This window comes from Mesorhizobium sp. M0029 (genome assembly GCF_040323735.1).
Classification (GTDB): domain Bacteria; phylum Pseudomonadota; class Alphaproteobacteria; order Rhizobiales; family Rhizobiaceae; genus Mesorhizobium.
In genome coordinates, this window is record NZ_JAMYVF010000017.1 from 88,523 (window position 1) to 106,467 (window position 17,945).

The following is a 17,945-nucleotide window of genomic DNA, read 5'->3' on the forward strand; positions in this document are numbered from 1 at the left end:
GCATCGAACGGCCGTCAGTTCGCTGCCAGGAGAATTTTTTCCGGGCTCTCGACACGGGATCGGGCACGCCCGATCCAGACACGAAGCAGCGCCAGCAGGAGATCCAGGTCGACGGGTTTGGCGATGTAGTCGGAAGCCCCGGCATCCAGACATTTTTGCCGATCCCCCTTCATCGCCTTTGCGGTGACGGAAATCAGCGGGATATGAGCAATCGCCGGTGTGCCGCGAATCCGCCGCATCGTCTCGTAGCCGTCCATCTCCGGCATCATGATATCGATCAATGCCACGTCGACATCGGGCGCCTGTTCAAGAAGCGCGATGCCATCACGGCCCCGCTCGGCATGCAGAACCTGTATGTCATAGGTCTCCAGAACACTGGTGAGCGAATAGATGTTGCGAATGTCGTCGTCGACGATGAGAACTTTCGCCCCGGCGAGATCGGACTTGCCGTTATGTTCAGTTCCTGCCCAGGCCTCTTGACGACCTTCTCCCGGCAGCGTTGCCGAAATATGCAGCGCCAATTGAGCGAAGTTCTCCGCCCGCGGTGCTTCCGCCAAGGCCGGGTTCAATGCCAGTACCTGTTCAAGCGCGTCCGGGTGAGGCGTAAAGAACAGCAGCTGCGGCAAGGCTTCGCCGAATTGGCCGGTGATCTCGTCCAGCGCCTTTGCGTTGTCCTTGGCGGAGCGTCCAAAGCCGAGCACGACGGCATCATAGGAGGCGAGGCCAACGTCTTCTGCATTTGCCGCAACACGACCGATCGCGGTGACCGACGTTACGCCGTCGCGGATTGCCTCGACCAGCGCCAGACGCCGCTCCGGGTCAGGGTCCACGACCAGAACGCGGCGCTGAACGCGGAGCTTCTTCGAGTGGATATCCTGAAACACCTTCATCAGCTCGTCCGAGGAAACGGGCTTGGTGGAAATGCTGGACGCCCCCTTGCGTGCGAGACTGTCGATGTCTTCGGCACCCGAGATGACATGGATGGGAATTCCCCTCGTCTTCTGGTCATGCCGCAGCAGATCGAAAAGCACCCAGCCATCGATATCCGAAAGTCCGAGATCAAGTGTGATTGCGTCGGGAACGAGCTTGCGGGCCAATGCCAGCGTGCCGGAACCTGCAGTCGACAGAACGCCTTTCAGCCCGGCCGACCGGGCGAGGCCAAGCAGCAACCCGCCAAAGGTCGGATCGTCTTCGACGATCAACACGATCCGATCGGTGGGTAGGATTGAATCGCGGTCGTCGATCAGCTCTGCCGAGGGCGGACTGCTGAGCAGAGCTGTCGCAGCAACTGCCTCCGCCGCCGGAGCCAAGGTCGACTGTACTGTCGTCACGCGGGGGCCGTCGAACGGGATGATGAGGGTAAATGTCGACCCCTTACCCGGCGTGCTTTCGACCCGCAATTCGCCGCCAAGCAAGCGAGCGATCTCGCGGCTGATCGAGAGCCCAAGGCCGGTGCCGCCATACTTGCGGCTGGTGGTGCCGTCGGCCTGCTGGAAGGCCTCGAAAATCAGCTTCTGTTTGTCTTCTGGAATGCCAATGCCGGTGTCGGTGACGGCGATCGCGAGAGCCTTCACCGGCTGCGTCGCGCCATTGCGGCGGCCGGCCTTTTCAACCCGGAAGTTCAGGCTGACCTCGCCTTCCGAGGTGAATTTGAATGCGTTGGAAAGCAGGTTGAGGACAATCTGCTGCAAGCGTTTCTCATCTGTGCGGACCGTGTCGGGAAGCGCCGGATCGACCTTGATGGTGAAGCCAAGTCCCTTGTCGGCTGCCAGCTGACGAAAAGTTCGTTCCATATGCTGGCGAAGATGCGTCACCGGCATATCGTTGATGTCGATGGAAACAGTGCCCGACTCGATCTTCGACAGATCGAGGATATCGTTGATGAGGCTGAGAAGATCGGTTCCTGCCGAATTGATGGTGCGGGCGAACTCTACCTGTTTTTCGTTGAGGTTGCCGTGCTGATTGGTCGCCAGCAGGTTTGACAAAATGAGCAGCGAATTGAGCGGCGTGCGCAGTTCGTGGCTCATATTGGCCAGGAATTCGGATTTGTATTTCGACGTGAGCGCCAGTTGCTCGGCTTTTTCCTCCAGCGCGCGTCGCGCCATCTCGATTTCGAGATTCTTGTTTTCGACCTGCTTCTTTTCGTTCTCGAGCAGCTGCGCCTTTTCCTGCAGCTCCTCGTTCGTCGCATGCAGCTCTTCCTGCTTTTTTGTCAGCTCGGTTTGACGCGCTTGCAATTCCGACGTCAGCAGTTGCGACTGCTTGAGCAGGCCCTCCGTGCGCATCGTCGCAGCGATGGTGTTGAGAACGATGCCGACGGATTCCATGAGCTGGTTGAGGAACGACTGGTGTGTGTCACGAAACTCGCCGAACGAGGCGAGCTCGATGACGGCTTTGACTTCATCCTCGAACAGGGCAGGCAGGATGATGACATTGGCTGGCGAGGCGCTGCCAAGACCCGATGTGACCCGAAGGAATTCTGGCGGCACATTGTCCAGCATGATGGCGCGCTTGTCGGCGGCACTTTGCCCAACCAGGCCCTCTCGCAGATCAAGCCGCTGCTTGATGGCAGCTTTGCTCTCGGCGCCATAGGAAGCCGCCAGCTCAAGATAGGATTCCTCCTCGTCGCGATTGGTGACGTAGAACACCCCATACTGGGCGTTCACCAGAGGAGCGAGTTCGGACATGATGAGCCGCGAGACGGTGGCAAGGTCGCGCTCGCCTTGCAGCATGCGCGAAAACCGGGCGAGATTGGTCTTCAACCAGTCCTGCTCGGCATTCTTCAGCGTCTGATCCTTCAGATTGCGGATCATTTCGTTGATGTTGTCTTTCAGCGCGGCGACCTCGCCGGAGGCTTCGACGCTGATCGAACGGGTAAGATCGCCCTTGGTCACCGCCGTCGAAACCTCGGCGATGGCACGCACCTGGGTGGTCAGATTGGCAGCGAGTTGATTGACATTGTCGGTGAGGTCGCGCCAGAGGCCGGCGGCACCTGGCACACGCGCCTGACCACCGAGCTTGCCCTCGATGCCCACCTCACGGGCGACGTTGGTCACCTGGTCGGCAAAGGTGGCAAGCGTCTCGATCATGCCGTTGATGGTGTCGGCCAGCAGGGCGATCTCTCCCTTCGCGTCGACCGTCAGTTTGCGCCTGAGATTGCCTTGCGCGACCGCCGTCACGACATCGGCGATGCCGCGCACCTGATTGGTCAAGTTCGTCGCCATCAGGTTGACGTTGTCGGTCAGGTCCTTCCAGGTCCCGGCAACACCTTCGACGCGCGCCTGGCCACCAAGCTTGCCCTCGGTGCCAACCTCACGCGCGACTCGGGTGACCTCGCCGGCGAAGGAGTTCAACTGGTCCACCATGGTGTTGATGGTCGACTTGAGCTCCAGGATTTCGCCCTTCACATCGACGGTGATCTTCTTCGACAGGTCGCCGCGCGCCACGGCGGTCGTGACTTCGGCGATGTTGCGCACCTGGCCGGTCAGATTCTCGGCCATCGAGTTCACATTGTCTGTGAGATCCTTCCACGTGCCCGCAACGCCGCGCACCTGCGCCTGGCCTCCCAACTTGCCTTCCGTGCCGACCTCGCGTGCCACGCGCGTGACTTCCGAAGCGAAGGAATTAAGCTGGTCCACCATTGTGTTGATGGTGTCCTTCAGCTCCAGGATCTCGCCGCGGACATCGACGGTGATCTTCTTCGAAAGGTCCCCGAGCGCCACGGCGGTGGTCACCTCGGCGATGTTGCGCACCTGGCCGGTCAGGTTGGCCGCCATGGCGTTGACGTTTTCGGTCAGATCCTTCCACGTGCCGCCGATGCCGCGCACCTGGGCCTGGCCGCCGAGCTTGCCATCGGAGCCGACCTCGCGCGCCACACGTGTCACTTCCGAAGCGAAGGAATTGAGCTGGTCGACCATCGTGTTGATGACGTCCTTGATCTGCAAGATCTCGCCCAGCGCGTCGACGGTGATCTTCTGGGTCAAGTCGCCGGTCGCAATGGCCGTTGCCACCTTGGACACGTCGCGCAATTGCACCGTCAAATTGCCGGCCATGGCGTTGACGTTGTCGGTCAGATCCTTCCAGGTGCCACCGACGCCTTCGACATGCGCCTGGCCACCAAGCTTGCCTTCCGATCCCACTTCGCGGGCCACACGCGTGACCTCAGAGGCGAAGGAGTTCAGTTGGTCGACCATCGTGTTGACGGTGTCCTTGAGCTCCAGGATCTCGCCTTTGACGTCGACGGTGATCTTCTTCGACAGGTCGCCGCGCGCCACGGCGGTGGTGACTTCTGCGATGTTTCGAACCTGGCCAGTCAGGTTGGCGGCCATGAGATTGACGTTGTCGGTCAAATCCTTCCATGTGCCGCCGACGCCCCTCACCTCTGCCTGGCCGCCCAGCTTGCCTTCGGTGCCGACCTCGCGTGCCACGCGCGTCACTTCCGAGGCAAAGGAGTTCAGTTGGTCGACCATCGTGTTGATGGTGTCCTTGAGTTCCAGGATTTCGCCTTGCACGGCGACCGTGATCTTCTTGGACAGATCGCCCGACGCGACCGCCGTCGTCACCTCGGCGATATTGCGCACCTGACCGGTCAGGTTCTCGGCCATCGAGTTGACGTTGTCGGTGAGGTCCTTCCAGGTGCCGGCGACGCCGCGCACCTGCGCCTGGCCGCCAAGCTTGCCTTCGGTGCCAACCTCGCGTGCCACGCGCGTGACCTCGCCCGCGAATGAATTCAGCTGGTCCACCATTGTGTTTATCGTGGATTTCAGCTCGAGAATCTCGCCCTTCACGTCGACCGTAATCTTCTTCGACAGGTCGCCCAAAGCCACCGCGGTCGTCACTTCGGCGATGTTGCGCACCTGGCCAGTCAGGTTCTCGGCCATGGAATTCACATTGTCGGTCAGATCCTTCCACGTGCCACCAACACCCTCAACGCGCGCCTGGCCGCCCAGCTTGCCTTCAGTGCCGACCTCGCGCGCCACGCGCGTCACTTCCGAAGCGAAGGAATTGAGCTGGTCCACCATCGTGTTGATGGTGTTCTTCAGTTCGAGGATTTCGCCCTTGACATCGACTGTGATCTTCTTCGACAGGTCGCCCGACGCGACCGCGGTCGTAACCTCCGCGATGTTGCGCACTTGCCCGGTCAGGTTCGTGGCCATCGCGTTGACGTTGTCGGTCAGATCTTTCCACGTGCCGGCGACGCCCTTGACCCGGGCTTGGCCGCCGAGCTTGCCTTCCGTACCGACCTCGCGCGCCACGCGGGTCACCTCGGAGGCGAAGGAGGCCAACTGGCCGACCATGGTGTTGACGATCTTGCCGATGCGCAGGAATTCGCCACGCAGCGGTCGGCCGTCAATTTCGACCATCATGGTCTGCGACAGGTCGCCCTTGGCGACGGCGCCGATAACGCGCGCAACCTCAGCCGTTGGCTGAACCATGTCTTCTATGAGATCATTGACTGAACGGACACTGGATTCCCAACTGCCGGTGGCATTGCGAACCCGGCCGCGCTCGCCTATCCGCCCTTCCTTGCCGACGACCCGGCTCAAGCGCTCGAACTCGCGCGTCACTTGGTCGTTGAGATCAGCGATCTCATTGAAAGTCTCAGCTATCTCGGAATCGAGGCCTTCATAAACATTGTCGATGCGGACGGAGAAATCGCCGCGCCGGAAGGCTTTCAGAGAATTCAGGATGCTTCGACGGTCCAATTGCTTCTTGGATGCCTGCACGGTCACAGCGCCACTCCCAGCCCTATGGATTTATACGGATAAAATTGCCCCCGCGGCCAATGGTGGATCGCGCCGCGAGACCCCAAACGCGGCATTTTCCATTTTGTTCCATCGTGCCGTGAATTCCAGGCCGACGATTGCGCCTTCGTTTGAACGCCGGATTTTATGATGCGGTTGTGGATTTATCGGGCTTTAGCCGACCACGACACGTCATCGCCGTTTGCCATTGCCAGAGAGGCATGAATTGCGTTGCGCAACTCGGAAGGCGAGGCAGGCTTTGCGACCCATGTCCCTTGAAGGAAAATCGGATCGTGAAAACCCGAATTGGCGTAGCTTGCCGAATGGACGACAAAGGGGATGTTTCGGGCGTCAAGCAACGTAGCTATTCGTTCGAGCGCGATAAACGCCTCGTCTTCCAAAATCGCAACGGACCTATGGTGGTCCAATTATCGCAGTCCTTTGCTCTCCGAAGCGATCGGCAGCGCAGCACGCCGCCTGACCGGTTCCACCCGGTGGTCGAAGCTCACGGCAATTTTCTTGCCGGACATGGCATGGACCATAAGCCCGACCAATTCCTCGTCGTCGCAGCGACACTCAGGAAACCTTGCGCCGATTTCATCGACCGCAAACGCCGTCGAGATAATGTCGTCAGCGCGATAGCCAGAGATCACCGCGTAGACTGCGCTATAGGTCTCAAGGTCAATGACTTCGGTTTTCAGCACATCACCCTCTTTGCGGAAGGCCGACGGCAGAGGCGCCGGATGTCTCGCAAAGATTGCTAGACGCCGGCATCGAGTCTTCGGCGCTGTATCCTGTTCATTTTATGACGGTTGGCCGCGCTGTCGATAGCTCTGCAAGGCTTTGTACGCTTCCAGACACTGATTTACGCGAGCGACCAGATCAGGCAATCGTGCCGTTCATATACGTTTTCCGGTTCACTGTAGTGCCGTCCGCCAACTGAAACAGTCCGCCCGACCAGAATGACGATTGTCGGCCCTTTCTCTTGAAGCCCCCCAGGTCAGCGAGTGAGTTGTGGCCAACACTCCAACACCTCCGCCATGCTGGCCGCCTCAATCTGCTCACTGAAGCGGGAATGGTATACTTCCATCAGTGCGTCATGGGTCTGGTCGGCAGAGCTGCAGATGGCATCGGTGACGAGAATGACGCGGAAGCCACGATCGATGGCGCCAAGCACGGTCGCGAGAACGCAAACGTCGGTTTCGCCACCGGTGATCACGAGCGCACGCACGCCGGAGCCACTCAGCAGCGCGTCGAGCCGCCCCTCGGTCCAGGGCGAATAGACATGTTTGTCGACCACCGTCGCCGGCGGTACAAATCGTGCAAGTTGAGGCATCAGCTCGATCAGGCGCGGATCGATGTTGGAAAGGGTTACCTCCGCCCACCGACGATAGTAGTTTGCCCACATTCCCGGCGCCTCGCCCGGGCGGGCGGCAGGAATGAAGCGCGTGAACAGGGTACGGCTGGCATGTCTGGCGACCAGTTCTTCGATCGCCGGGACCACCTTTTCAGCCCACGGCACGGGCCAAGGTCCACCCGGCGCAAACAGGCGCTGCATGTCGACGCACAGATGCAGGCCATCGTCGCCTATTGGTCCGTGAATCAATCCTTGGGCGGCCACTGGTGGATTCCGTCGGGTTTGGGTTACTGGCCTGCCTGCCGCGCTGCATCGGCCTCAGCCACATCAACAGTGTAAAGCAATTCACCGTTTTCGTTGGATACCCTCACAAGCCAGCCGGACAGAGCGTCCGTGCCAGGCTGCAGGTCGGCGAGAAGATCGATTGCGCAGCGGATAGCTTCGGACCGGGCCGCCTCAAGGCTCGCCATCCTCGACGGCGGTATGCGTCGGCTGGTTTCGCCATCGCGATACTCAAAGACATATACGTCGCCGGCGCCGTCGCTTGCAGAGGTTATCTCGACCTGGTCGAAATTGCCGTTGCTGCTCGCGTCATATTCATTGGCTGCGAGATCAAAGGTCGCTGTCTGGACCAGGATTGCCTTTGCGCGGGCAAGCACGTCATCTTCAGCTTGTATCCCGACGTTTGCCATGTCCACCGTAACGCAGTCGCCGCCCTCGCCGCAAAATATCACCCGGCGAACCGACTGCCCGTCTGGCGCCCTGGCATTCACCACTTCGGTCCGAACGACTTGCATGACACTCTCCTGCCTGTGTCTGACAATGTTCATGGTGCGCTTTCGGTTCCTGCGGATGCAGGCGCCGGCCCGGCTGTCGAGACCGACAGGATTTCCCCCCACCGGACATTCACGGTGCACCGAGCCCCCGCCGCAGGAACAATTCGAACGGAAACGCGTTGCCCTAGCTGGAAACGGGATAAGCGCAAAATGGCCGCGCCACGTGCTGCCTGGAAGGGCTTCTTGAAGGTTGGTTCGGTTACTTGCGGCGTGAAGATTGTCGGCGCAACCAGCGAAGCATCCAAGATCCATTTCAAGATTTTGAACCGCAAGGACGGTCTGCCGGTCAGGAGCGTCTACGCCGACGAGGAGACCGGAAAGCTGGTGGATGCAGCGGATCAGGTGAAGGGTTTCGAGATCGCAAAGGACGAATTTCTCCAGATCGAACCTGACGACATAAAGGCGTTGAAGCTGACGTCGAAGCACACGCTCGAAGTCGGCGAATTCGTATCGATTGACGATATCGATACGCGCTATCTCGAGAAGCCCTACTATCTGATCCCGGCCGACGGCGCCGCAATCGAAGCATACGGAGTGATCCGCGATGCCATGAAGAACAAGGGCGTGGCCGCTCGATCCTGCGTGGTGCTCTACCAGCGCGGCCGCGAAGTGCTGATTCAGCCCTATGGCAAGGGGATGGTGATGACCGAGCTTCGCAACCACAACGAAATGGTTTCGGAAAGCACTGTGTTCGATGGATTGGCCAAGCAGAAATACGACCCCGATCTGCTCGAAATCGCCGGCATGCTTATTGACAAAAAAGTGACGACCTTCGATCCCTCGAAATTTGAAGACACCTATGAAGACGCGCTGATCGCCATGATCGATGCAAAGCGCAAAGGCAAGAAGCTGCCGAAGCCCGCACCAAGGCCACAGGAGAATGTCATCAACCTCGCTGAGGTGCTGAAGAAGAGCCTCAAACAGGAAGGGCTGGCGAGATCCACAAAGAGAGCCTCACCGAAACGCAAGACAGCATAGTTGATAACTGCCCAGCCAGAAGGTCCGCACAGCAGCTCCAGCCGCCCTTAATAGCTCGGAACAATTCTCGCGGTTGCCCGTTGGCCACCAAGGACGATGCCTTATGGCCGAGATCAAGAACGTCGACAGGGCAGTCCTCAAAGAGCCAGAGGCAGCGGATGCCGACATTGCGCTCAAAGGAGCCGGAACGCAGGACTCTGATCGGGCCCCAGGACCGCTGGCCATCGGTAAAAATACATGGGGTGTGAAAAGACCCTTTCGCCTCCAGACTCGGCGACGCGCGACCTGTGGCGGGCAGAACCCCACGCCCAAGCGAAACCCGGAGAATAGATGTGCCCCCCAAACCAGAGCCAACCGAAGAGCCGCCAGTGGATGCGCCGACGTGGACCCCGGACATACGCGAGCCTGAGCCGGATCTTCTTCCCGACGAAGTGCCAGTTCCTAATCCGGACGAGAACCGTGAGCCGCCAAAGCGAGGCGTGGTGACAGACTGAACAACGGTTTGGTCCGGCATCCTCCTGCAAAGGCGTTTATCTCGCCGCCGGGTTCAAGATCGCCAGTGAAAAGCGACTGGATTTGGCTGCGCCGAATGCTTGACGGATTTGGTCTCGATGGTGTGGAACTATCGACGCTTCGCCAAGCCTCATTTTCCAAGTATCTGTTCGAACGTGCATTGCTTCGGGCTTTTGTCAGGACGCCATCGCAGAAATTTGGTGCCATGACGGAAACGATCGCCGGTGACATGATCGAACCGCACCTCCGCCACCAGTTCGGGCCGCAATGGCTCCCATTGTCCGCTTCTTTCCGTGCTCCACCGACTGGGACCGCCCGGCGCTTTTCCCGTGAAGCCAGGAGCCGATCGCAAAGCTTCAAGTTGTCGCGTAAGCTTGGCCCTGTCCTCCCGGGCGATGGTCGAAGTGAACCCGACATGGTCGAGTTGCCCCTGGTCATTGTACAGGCCAAGCAACAGGGAGCCGACTTCACGCGAATTCGCCAGGTAGCGGAACCCTCCGACGACACAATCGGCCGTGCGCAGGCGCTTGACTTTGACCATGGCGCGCTCGCCGGGTCGATATTCGTCATCGAGAAGCTTGGCAACGACCCCGTCGGTCGAACCTTGTCCGGATTGGCCAAGCCATCTGCCTGCCGCCGCCAAATCACGCGTTGCCCGAGACAGTTCGAGATCCTTTCGCCCGGCCGACTTTACGAACAGTTCGAGTGCAGCGCGCCGAACCGAGAGCGGCTGCTGCATCAAGGCGCCCTCGGAGGTCGCCAACATGTCAAAGAGGATCAGCTTTGCCGGCGTCGCGACCGACAGTTTCCGGATCCTGCTTTCCGCCGGATGCAGCCGCATCTGCAAGGCGTCGAAAGAAAGAGCGCCTGCAATTTCGATGACGATCTCACCATCGACCACGAACTCTTTTGTTTTCAGTTCATGCAACATCGCGACGACTTCCGGGAAATACCGCCCTAACGGCTTGCCGGATTTTGCACGCAACTCCACGGCCGCGCCGGCTTTAAAGGCCAGGCAGCGGAACCCGTCCCATTTGGGTTCGTATTGCCATCGGCCAGCATCGGCCGGCAACGTGTCGGCAGCCTTTGCTTCCATCGGCGCCGTGCTCAACGCCACGCCGAAAGACGATTTTACACTCGTCGGCAGATCGCGAGAGATGGCAGATTCGCCCGTCATGAAAGTTCCGTGGACAACGATGGAGATCGACTCAACGCAGCACTGGTGCCGGTTTTGGAAAAATCATGCTTCAACAGGGTTAGGTCATGATGAGATTTCAACCAGATCTCATCATGACCTGGGACGGTCTACTCGGCAGCCTGCATGTTGATCTTGCTTTCCGCCATTTCGGTGAGCTTGCGATCGGTCGCCTGCTCTTCCTTCAGGTTCTTGGCCAACACGTTGGCGCAGTCGCTGCGGCCAAGCTGCTTGGCCCAGGCGATGAGCGTGCCATATCTGGTCATCTCATAGTGTTCGACCGCCTGCGCCGAGGCTATCAGTGCCGCGTCTAGGACCTCCTTGTCGTCAACGTCGCCGCTCACATCGTCGGCTTCCTCCAGAATGCCGTCTATCGCCGGGCAGTTGACCTCCTTGGCCTTGACGCCATGCAATTCGAACACCTGTTCGACGCGCTCGATATGGCCTTTGGTCTGCTCGAGGTGTTTTTCGAATCCGGCCTTCAATTGCGGATCGGTTGCTTTGCCGATCATCTTCGGCAGCGCTTTCTCGATCTGCTTTTCGGCGTAATAGATGTCGCGCAGCGTGTGCACGAAGAGATCGTCGAGTGTCTTGATGTCCTTCGAAAAGAAGCCCATGGCCTTACCTTTCATTGTGCAGAAGTTCGGGTCCGGCGGCGGCTTGCCCGCCACCCGCGGAGGCCGGGAACTCGTCCCGGCTTGCTGGTCAACGCACCGGTGCCGGAGGAGTTCCTGATTCCGAGCCGGGCCGTTACTCCTTTTCGAGACGCTGCGATCCATTTCCGGAGGAGCTTTGACCCGATCACACGTTCCATGGTCCAGACGACGACCTTCAGGCGCACGCCGGCGCGGAAAAACTGACGGCCAGGAGAGCCGAAACGTGCTGTGCGCCGCAAGCTCTCGCAGGCGATGGCTGCCTCGGCAGATGCAATGCCAGCGTCGGGCGCGCACTATTGTCGGGAGAACTCTTGGTCAAGTATGCGAAGGCCCTCTTCATATTTGGCCGCCGACGCTCCGACCTGCCTCGACTGCCAGATGTTGTCCTCCAGATCGGCGCGTTTTACGGGGAGCGCCACTGGGTTCGACGCAGCCCGCCGGACAAAGGCGAAATAATCCTCATCCGGCCTGCGCGACATGGCATCGACCGCCGCGGTAATTGTAGGTCCGAAGCCTGCTTCTTCGAGCTTGGCGCGGGTCCAGCCTTCGCCTTTCTCCAGAACGTCATGAAGGTAGGCAACAGTCTTCTGATCGATTGTCTCGACGGCGTCGACGATACGGCGGCAATGCTCGATGTAGGGCCGCCCGGTCTTATCACGCTGCGACGCGTGAACCTCCTCCGCAATCTTTGCCGCCTGGTAGAAAATGCTCATCGCCTGTCGTTACCGCGATCGTCTCTGCCTGATGAAACCTATTCGACGATATGTGGCGTGTGTCGCTTGTCCTCGGCAGGATCGACATCGATACGGGCTTTTTCCGGATCGAAAGCGCCGTGACCTGCAATAGCCAGAGCGGCCGCATCGGGCGTTTCGTAGGCCCACATGAAATCGTCGGAAGAACTGCCGACGGCGTGGACACGCCAGTAGGTTGCGGTGCCTTTAAGCGGGCACCGGGTGGTGGTGTCGGTCTTTTCGAAAAGATCGAAATAGATGTCCTCGAAGGGGATATAGAAAACGGGCTCGTGCCCGTCTTCACGCAGGACCTTCGCCCGCTCCGTAGCTGCGACGATGGCGTCGGAAAACCGCACCGTCACCGTGCCGGAAAACGGTTCTATGGCAAATCGGCCAAGGTTTTTCTGTGAAGTTGCGCCTGAAGTTTGCATCTGAATTTCTCCCTGGCGATTTCCGCAAGATCGGTCACGCCTGGAGACGAAATGCGCGGCGGCGCTTCAGGTTCCGGCATGTCCGATGAAGCTGAATGGCAGCCGGCCTTAAAGCGCCTACCGCTTGCCGTATCCAGCAGTTCTCGTTGGTAAGGCGCGGTGAAATGCTCGTCCAACCCATTCGAAGACTTTGGAAGGACGACACGGTCGTCGCTTCCGTGGAGCGTCAGGGCTGGCACCGAAATGATCTTCGCCGCTACTTGCCGGCGGGCGAGTTCGTGGCTGGAGATGCTCCAGCTGTTTGGCCGTCGTCAGCTGCCGCCTCATGTACGGGCTCCGGGGCGGCCTCAGTTGCTGCCAAGTGGGCCGCAAGGTCCCTATAGACCTTGTCCCTGCCGCCATCGTGTTTAGCGATCAGGCCAAGTAGGTCATGACGGCTTAGCTTTGCAATCTTCATTAGGAATTCGAATTCGTGCTTCGGAATCGAGGCTGCTAAGCGATCGAGTTTGGCCCGCCGGGTCTCTTTGGACACATGTGCTCCTACGTATCCAGCCATGCGAGGCACGTACTCGGAGGCCCGCCATTGTCTTGATGGCGGGCCTTCGGGCGGCCGAAGCCGCTAGGTCCATCGGCTACTTGTTGCAATTTTGCACGGTCGAGGTCGTTGCGCCACTTGCAGTGTTGTTATCGATGTCATTGCCTGCGGCGTCCTTGCAACGGTCGGTCATGCCGTTCGATTTTGTAGTCGAGTTTGTGGAATTCGGATCGGTTGGCACGGCCGCATTCCCGCTGCCAGTGCCATTGCCAGCGGCGCCGCCGCTGCCAACAGTTCCAGTACCAGTTCCATTACCCGTGCCAGCCGTGCCGCCAGCACCCGTTCCATTTGTCTGCGCCAGGGCGGAACCGGCCAAGGCAATAGTTAGCACCGACGCGGCTAGAATTTTCTTCAACATTGGAGTCTCCGTGTTTGAATCGCCGAATTGCGATCGCTTTCCCAACGACAGGTTTTTCTCATTGTTCCCGGCGTAATGGATTGTGATCCGCAGCAGCCTTCGTCGAGGTGGACACTCTTGACGGCGCACGAATTGTGATGAGACCTGACAAGGGCAGGATGGGCTTTGTTCAACACCAAAGCGATATGTTGGGCGCGGCTGCATGCATCCGTCGCGGATCGCGATGCGGAATGTGGGCAAGACGGGTTACAACAGAAGCGGCGATCAGAGCTGCGAGCGAACCGGCCGCCTTGATGTTAATCTGACGGTTGAATCTCAAGACCATTCCGACGCAGGAGCAGAACGCATGCCGGCTCGATCCGAAGGATTTACAATCGCTCTGGCTCACAACGGGGATGCACGAACGCAGGCGGCCGCTGCGCTCTATCGACACAACATCGAACAAACCGGAATCGATGACCGGGCAGTGATCGGCGCGGAGCTTACCGACCCCTCGGGAAAGATCTGGGGTGGAATTTGGGGCAGAACGGAACTGGGGCTCCTGTTTCTCGACATGTTCTTCTTGCCTGAAAAATTGCGTGGCCGATCCTATGGATCACAGCTTCTTATGGCGATCGAGGAGGAAGCCGTTAGGCGTGGATGCAAGAGAGCCGTCGTCGAGACGAGCAGTTTCCAGGCGCCTCAATTTTACCGGCATCATGGGTTTGAGGAATTCGGCAAGGTCGAATTCGTTATTCCAGGACACGCCCGCATCTTCCTTCGCAAGAACCTGCAGTAATCTTTGCGGAGGCGCCATCTGCACGAACGGCTGTTCGCCGGCAAAACGCCGGCGCCTTAGCCCTCAGCCGTAGCCATCTACTCCCGAAGGTCCTTTTGCCCTTTCCATCCAGAAAGCTCGGTCATCGGGCATAGCAGCCGCGGTCGCGCCGGATCGGAGATATCGAGTTTATCCCAGGGAATGCGGTACAGGCCGTCGCGGCGGCGCAGCCGAAGCAGGTCGAGCATCGCGATGCCGATGGTCGAGGCCGACAGACGCTCGAAGGCGGCGTAGATGCCAACGTGGAATTCAGTAACGACGAGCTCGTCGCCACGCTGTTCGGCGAGAATCTCTTCGATGTGACCGATGCTCTTTCCGCGCTGCGAGAGCACGCGTCGCCCGGCAAGATGTTCGAGGTTGACTGTCCTCATCATCACGCTCCTGGGATGCGCCCGATGACATGATCGCGCAACCAGTCCTGCCAGGCGAAAATCGACGTCTCGCCCACCTCGATGTCACATTCGATGTCGAGCCCGTTGTCCTGCACCTTTTTCCACGCAATCCTGTGTGGCACGGCGTGGCGTTTGCCACCCACCCTCGTTGCCAGTTGCGCCATCCATTCCCCGGGCCGCGCGCCAAGGCGGCGCGCCAAAGTGATGGAGCCGAGTTCTATCGCGACAATCCTTGGTGGTTTGCCCCGCCGCAACTCGGCCACCACTCCGTCGACCTTGCCGATCTTGACCCGCCGGCGGTCGAACACCTGCTTGTCCAGGAGATCACGCATCAATTCCATCATGTGCCTCCGAATATCTGCAGCGGAATCGTCACCACGGCGAGCACGAAGGCAAGCGCGATAATGAAGACAACGGCGGCATTCGAAATGATGCCGTTGCGATGTTCGCCGACATAGCGTTCGTCATTCAGCAGGAAGAGAAATGGAACTACCGTCAGCGGAAGGCTCGCCGCCGTTACCGCCATGGAAAAGATGGTCAGCCTCAGTGGGTCGAGGCCAAGCATGATCGGAATGGCGGCCAAAAACAATGATGCCGTATAGACGGCACTGAAGCCCGGATCATCGCGCGGCTTGCGATCCTCGCCCCAGGTCCAGCCAAAGCCCTGTGCCACCAGATATGCCTGTTGCAACCCGACTTCGAGTGCGGCGCCGAAACAGGCAATGGCGAGCGAGGCAACGAATAGAACGAACCCCCAGAAGCCGAATATAGGGATCAGCATCAACGGCAGTTGGTGATAGTCGTCCACCTGGTCGATGCCGCGCGTCGCGAGAACGAGAGCAGCGACGATCAACACGCCGATCGAAATGGTCCCACCGAAGGTCATGCCCAGCCCGGCGATGGCACGATTGGCTCCCAGGTGGCTTTCATCCCATTTGTCCTCGATAGCTCCCGAGGAATAGAACATGAAAAGATAAGGCGATATCGAGGCGCCGAGAATGCTGGCCGCCATGAACCAGTAATTGATGCCATCGTGAGCCGGCAGCGAGGGCACGGCGCTGCCAGCGACCGCTGTCCAGTCGGGCTTTAACATCACCGCACCAACCACGAAGCACAGCGTCACGAGGCCGAGGACCGAAACGCCTTTCTCGATAAAGCCAAACGTGCCTTTCCACAGCAGCAGCCATGCCAGCAACGCCACCGGCAGTGCCCACCACTGGAAGCCTATGCCGGTGGCAAGTTCGAGTGCGATGGCCACACCGCCGATCTCAGCGGACAGCACCATGAAATTGACGAGAAGGACGACGAGCAACGGCCATAGGAAGACGTTGAACCCAAATCTTTCACGAATGCCCTCTGAGATCGTGTGATGGCTCATCGCGGCGAACCGACCGGCCATTTCAACCAAAAAGATGATGCATATGGTGCCGAGAACTATGGCCCAGATTAGCTGGAATCCGAAGGCGGCACCCGCCTGCGCCGCCGTAGCCATCGACCCGACTTCGAGGAAACCTCCGACACTGGTGACGACGCCAAGCGATATTTCCAGAAGCTTCTTCACGGCTTTGGTCCGAAAGCGCTGGTGTAAGCGGCGGCGAGCGAGCGCATGGCCGCCCGAAGATCCTGTTGTGCGCTTTTCACCTCAGTGCGATTGTTCACCCGCAATCCCGCCTCGGCATGCGCCACCGCCACCGACAAACTGTTGACTGCTGCCGTCAGTCCTGCTCGCCCGGCTGGTTCAGCGGTCTCGGCCGATCGAATTTGCGCCTCGACATCGGCCAGCGTTTTTCCGACCGAGTGCAGTGCGGCCGTGGCATAGGCGGACGGTGCCGCTCCCTCCACCCAGGCATCCAGCACCATCGATACGGTCTGTGCCGCGGAGGCCGCTGTTCGTGATTGCTGCGCCACCTGATTGGAAGACGAGCATCCGGCCAACCCGGCTAGAATCAGAAGCAAGCACAGGCAGCCAACCGGAAAATGACGGTCGTTATGGGGTACAGCGCGCGTTGGATGCGCCACGCGGATTTCCTCCCCGGCTCGAACCAACTGCGTCCGGCATCAATGATCTAGAGCGCTCGGAGAGCTCGTCAAACGAAACCGACGACGAGCCTGTGAGGTCGGCTAGTCCCACGTAACAAAACGCTCCATCCCGGACAGCCGTGAAAGTGCGGGGGCCCGCGCTTCTCTTTGGCGCGGAGAAGCGCGGGAGATCGGGCTGAGGGGATGACCCGATCGCGCAGCATCAACATGGGAGGGCAACAACGCTGCACGGTTCGAACTTCCAACCGGGCCACTTGTTCCAACTTCAACTGATTAGGCTCATTGCCGTTCTGAGTACTCAATCCATGCGTTTGGGGGCCTTTTGAAGGTAGGCCATGGCGAGTTCTCATTGCGTAGAACGGTTTTTGTCGCAACGGCTCTCTATGAATGCGCGCAAGGACCGCGACGACGACCGTCGCCTGACCGTCATGACAGCGCACGATCAATCCAGCCCAAACGCCGCGGAACAATTGTGCCCACTCGTGGTTCCGATGGCACGAAGATGGAGGATATGATGACGGACGCCAAACTCGCTGTGGTGACCGGCGCCTCGAGTGGCATCGGAAGGGAACTCGCAAAGCTGTGCGCTAAAGACGGTTACGACCTGATCATCGCCGCCGACGAGCCGGCTATCCGGCAGGCGGCAGAGGCACTTGAAACCCACAATGTAACGGTCGAAGCCATTGAGGCCGATCTGGCGACCGTCGAGGGCGCCGATCGGTTGATCTCCCAGATCGGCGATCGCGATATCGACCTGTTGTTTCTCAATGCGGGACGCGGGCTCGGCAACGGCTTCGTCGACCAGGACTGGCGAAAAGTCCGCCGGATCATCGACACCAATGTCACCGGAACGGTCTATCTGGCGCATGAACTCGGCGCCAAGATGGCCCGGCGAGGTCGCGGACGCATCCTGTTCACCGGGTCGATCGCCGGCTTCATGCCCGGAACATTCCAGGCCGTCTACAACGGCACGAAGGCGTTCATCGATTCCTTCTCGATCGCGCTCCGCCATGAGCTGAAAGATAGCGGCGTGACGGTCACCGTGCTGATGCCTGGCCCCACGCAGACGCGATTCTTCGAGCGCGCTGAAATGATGGATACCAAGGTCGGCTCCGATGAAAAGGACAATCCGGCCGATGTCGCCAAGACGGGTTACGAGGCGATGATGGCCGGTGATGAACAGGTCGTCAGCGGTTGGAAAAACAAGCTGCAGGTCGCCGCCGCGCATGTCACGCCGGCAGGCACCTTGGCCGAACAGCACCGTAGGATGGCCGAGCCGGGGTCGGCGTCCAGCGACTGAGC

The 17,945-nt window shown here is 59.5% G+C and carries 16 protein-coding genes; 3 read left to right on the top strand and 13 right to left on the bottom strand.

Going from position 1 to position 17,945, the window contains the following annotated elements:
* Window positions 1-14 precede the first annotated feature (14 nt).
* The 4 genes from NKJ76_RS24590 to NKJ76_RS32445 form a co-directional block, all read right to left on the bottom strand.
* Complete coding sequence (locus NKJ76_RS24590; RefSeq protein ID WP_031198412.1) at window positions 15-5,726, bottom strand: HAMP domain-containing protein; 5,712 nt, start codon at window positions 5,724-5,726, stop codon at window positions 15-17.
* Between the two features lie 446 nt (window positions 5,727-6,172).
* Window positions 6,173-6,448, bottom strand: a complete 276-nt coding sequence (locus NKJ76_RS24595; RefSeq protein WP_352538574.1) for a hypothetical protein — start codon at window positions 6,446-6,448, stop codon at window positions 6,173-6,175.
* Window positions 6,449-6,744: 296 nt separating this feature from the next.
* On the bottom strand, window positions 6,745-7,365 hold the full coding sequence (locus tag NKJ76_RS24600; protein WP_023687850.1) for a cysteine hydrolase family protein: 621 nt from the start codon (window positions 7,363-7,365) through the stop codon (window positions 6,745-6,747).
* Window positions 7,366-7,388: 23 nt separating this feature from the next.
* Entirely contained in the window at window positions 7,389-8,189 is an 801-nt protein-coding gene (locus NKJ76_RS32445; RefSeq protein ID WP_502902336.1) for a DUF6894 family protein, read from the bottom strand.
* Between NKJ76_RS32445 and ku the strand changes: the two genes are divergently transcribed.
* Entirely contained in the window at window positions 8,088-8,915 is an 828-nt protein-coding gene (gene ku, locus NKJ76_RS32450) for a non-homologous end joining protein Ku (protein ID WP_023704640.1), read from the top strand. The genes NKJ76_RS32445 and ku overlap by 102 nt on opposite strands.
* 643 nt (window positions 8,916-9,558) lie before the next feature.
* Here the strand turns inward: ku and NKJ76_RS24610 are convergent.
* The 5 genes from NKJ76_RS24610 to NKJ76_RS24630 form a co-directional block, all read right to left on the bottom strand.
* Window positions 9,559-10,605 carry an ATP-dependent DNA ligase gene (locus tag NKJ76_RS24610; RefSeq protein ID WP_023714624.1) on the bottom strand — a complete coding sequence of 349 codons (1,047 nt, stop codon included), beginning with the start codon at window positions 10,603-10,605 and terminating at the stop codon, window positions 9,559-9,561.
* A gap of 128 nt (window positions 10,606-10,733) precedes the next feature.
* On the bottom strand, window positions 10,734-11,240 hold the full coding sequence (locus NKJ76_RS24615; RefSeq protein ID WP_023668075.1) for a YciE/YciF ferroxidase family protein: 507 nt from the start codon (window positions 11,238-11,240) through the stop codon (window positions 10,734-10,736).
* A gap of 332 nt (window positions 11,241-11,572) precedes the next feature.
* A complete protein-coding gene (locus tag NKJ76_RS24620; RefSeq protein ID WP_352538576.1) occupies window positions 11,573-11,992 on the bottom strand; it encodes an HD domain-containing protein in 420 nt (139 codons plus the stop codon).
* A gap of 38 nt (window positions 11,993-12,030) precedes the next feature.
* Window positions 12,031-12,441 carry a DUF427 domain-containing protein gene (locus NKJ76_RS24625; RefSeq protein WP_352538577.1) on the bottom strand — a complete coding sequence of 137 codons (411 nt, stop codon included), beginning with the start codon at window positions 12,439-12,441 and terminating at the stop codon, window positions 12,031-12,033.
* Between the two features lie 632 nt (window positions 12,442-13,073).
* On the bottom strand, window positions 13,074-13,394 hold the full coding sequence (locus NKJ76_RS24630) for a hypothetical protein (RefSeq protein WP_031195797.1): 321 nt from the start codon (window positions 13,392-13,394) through the stop codon (window positions 13,074-13,076).
* A gap of 202 nt (window positions 13,395-13,596) precedes the next feature.
* On the opposite strand from NKJ76_RS24630, the gene NKJ76_RS24635 reads away from it, so the two are divergent.
* The gene (locus tag NKJ76_RS24635) at window positions 13,597-14,172 is read left to right on the top strand and encodes a GNAT family N-acetyltransferase (protein WP_023748078.1); all 576 of its coding nucleotides are present in this window, start codon (window positions 13,597-13,599) and stop codon (window positions 14,170-14,172) included.
* A 77-nt stretch (window positions 14,173-14,249) separates the two neighbouring features.
* On the opposite strand, the gene NKJ76_RS24640 is transcribed toward NKJ76_RS24635, so the two are convergent.
* From NKJ76_RS24640 to NKJ76_RS24655, 4 genes are read right to left on the bottom strand one after another with little or no spacing between them, the layout of a single operon-like run.
* Complete coding sequence (locus NKJ76_RS24640; protein WP_352538578.1) at window positions 14,250-14,582, bottom strand: hypothetical protein; 333 nt, start codon at window positions 14,580-14,582, stop codon at window positions 14,250-14,252.
* A 2-nt stretch (window positions 14,583-14,584) separates the two neighbouring features.
* Entirely contained in the window at window positions 14,585-14,944 is a 360-nt protein-coding gene (locus NKJ76_RS24645; protein WP_023700045.1) for a hypothetical protein, read from the bottom strand.
* Complete coding sequence (locus NKJ76_RS24650) at window positions 14,944-16,164, bottom strand: NRAMP family divalent metal transporter (RefSeq protein ID WP_352538579.1); 1,221 nt, start codon at window positions 16,162-16,164, stop codon at window positions 14,944-14,946. The genes NKJ76_RS24645 and NKJ76_RS24650 overlap by 1 nt, the downstream gene beginning before the upstream one ends.
* Window positions 16,161-16,622, bottom strand: coding sequence for a hypothetical protein (locus NKJ76_RS24655; protein ID WP_352538580.1), 462 nt, complete (start codon window positions 16,620-16,622; stop codon window positions 16,161-16,163). The genes NKJ76_RS24650 and NKJ76_RS24655 overlap by 4 nt, the downstream gene beginning before the upstream one ends.
* A 523-nt stretch (window positions 16,623-17,145) precedes the next feature.
* On the opposite strand from NKJ76_RS24655, the gene NKJ76_RS24660 reads away from it, so the two are divergent.
* Window positions 17,146-17,943, top strand: a complete 798-nt coding sequence (locus NKJ76_RS24660) for an SDR family NAD(P)-dependent oxidoreductase (protein WP_023696321.1) — start codon at window positions 17,146-17,148, stop codon at window positions 17,941-17,943.
* The last annotated feature ends 2 nt before the right edge of the window (window positions 17,944-17,945 follow it).

Coding starts and splice junctions, on each gene's coding strand:
- ku (WP_023704640.1), top strand. CDS start 8,088: ATGGCCGCGCCACGTGCTGCCTGGAAGGGCTTCTTGAAGGTTGGTTCG.
- NKJ76_RS32445 (WP_502902336.1), bottom strand. CDS start 8,189: ATGGATCTTGGATGCTTCGCTGGTTGCGCCGACAATCTTCACGCCGCA.
- NKJ76_RS24610 (WP_023714624.1), bottom strand. CDS start 10,605: ATGACGGGCGAATCTGCCATCTCTCGCGATCTGCCGACGAGTGTAAAA.
- NKJ76_RS24615 (WP_023668075.1), bottom strand. CDS start 11,240: ATGGGCTTCTTTTCGAAGGACATCAAGACACTCGACGATCTCTTCGTG.
- NKJ76_RS24620 (WP_352538576.1), bottom strand. CDS start 11,992: ATGAGCATTTTCTACCAGGCGGCAAAGATTGCGGAGGAGGTTCACGCG.
- NKJ76_RS24625 (WP_352538577.1), bottom strand. CDS start 12,441: ATGCAAACTTCAGGCGCAACTTCACAGAAAAACCTTGGCCGATTTGCC.
- NKJ76_RS24630 (WP_031195797.1), bottom strand. CDS start 13,394: ATGTTGAAGAAAATTCTAGCCGCGTCGGTGCTAACTATTGCCTTGGCC.
- NKJ76_RS24635 (WP_023748078.1), top strand. CDS start 13,597: ATGCATCCGTCGCGGATCGCGATGCGGAATGTGGGCAAGACGGGTTAC.
- NKJ76_RS24640 (WP_352538578.1), bottom strand. CDS start 14,582: ATGAGGACAGTCAACCTCGAACATCTTGCCGGGCGACGCGTGCTCTCG.
- NKJ76_RS24645 (WP_023700045.1), bottom strand. CDS start 14,944: ATGGAATTGATGCGTGATCTCCTGGACAAGCAGGTGTTCGACCGCCGG.
- NKJ76_RS24660 (WP_023696321.1), top strand. CDS start 17,146: ATGGAGGATATGATGACGGACGCCAAACTCGCTGTGGTGACCGGCGCC.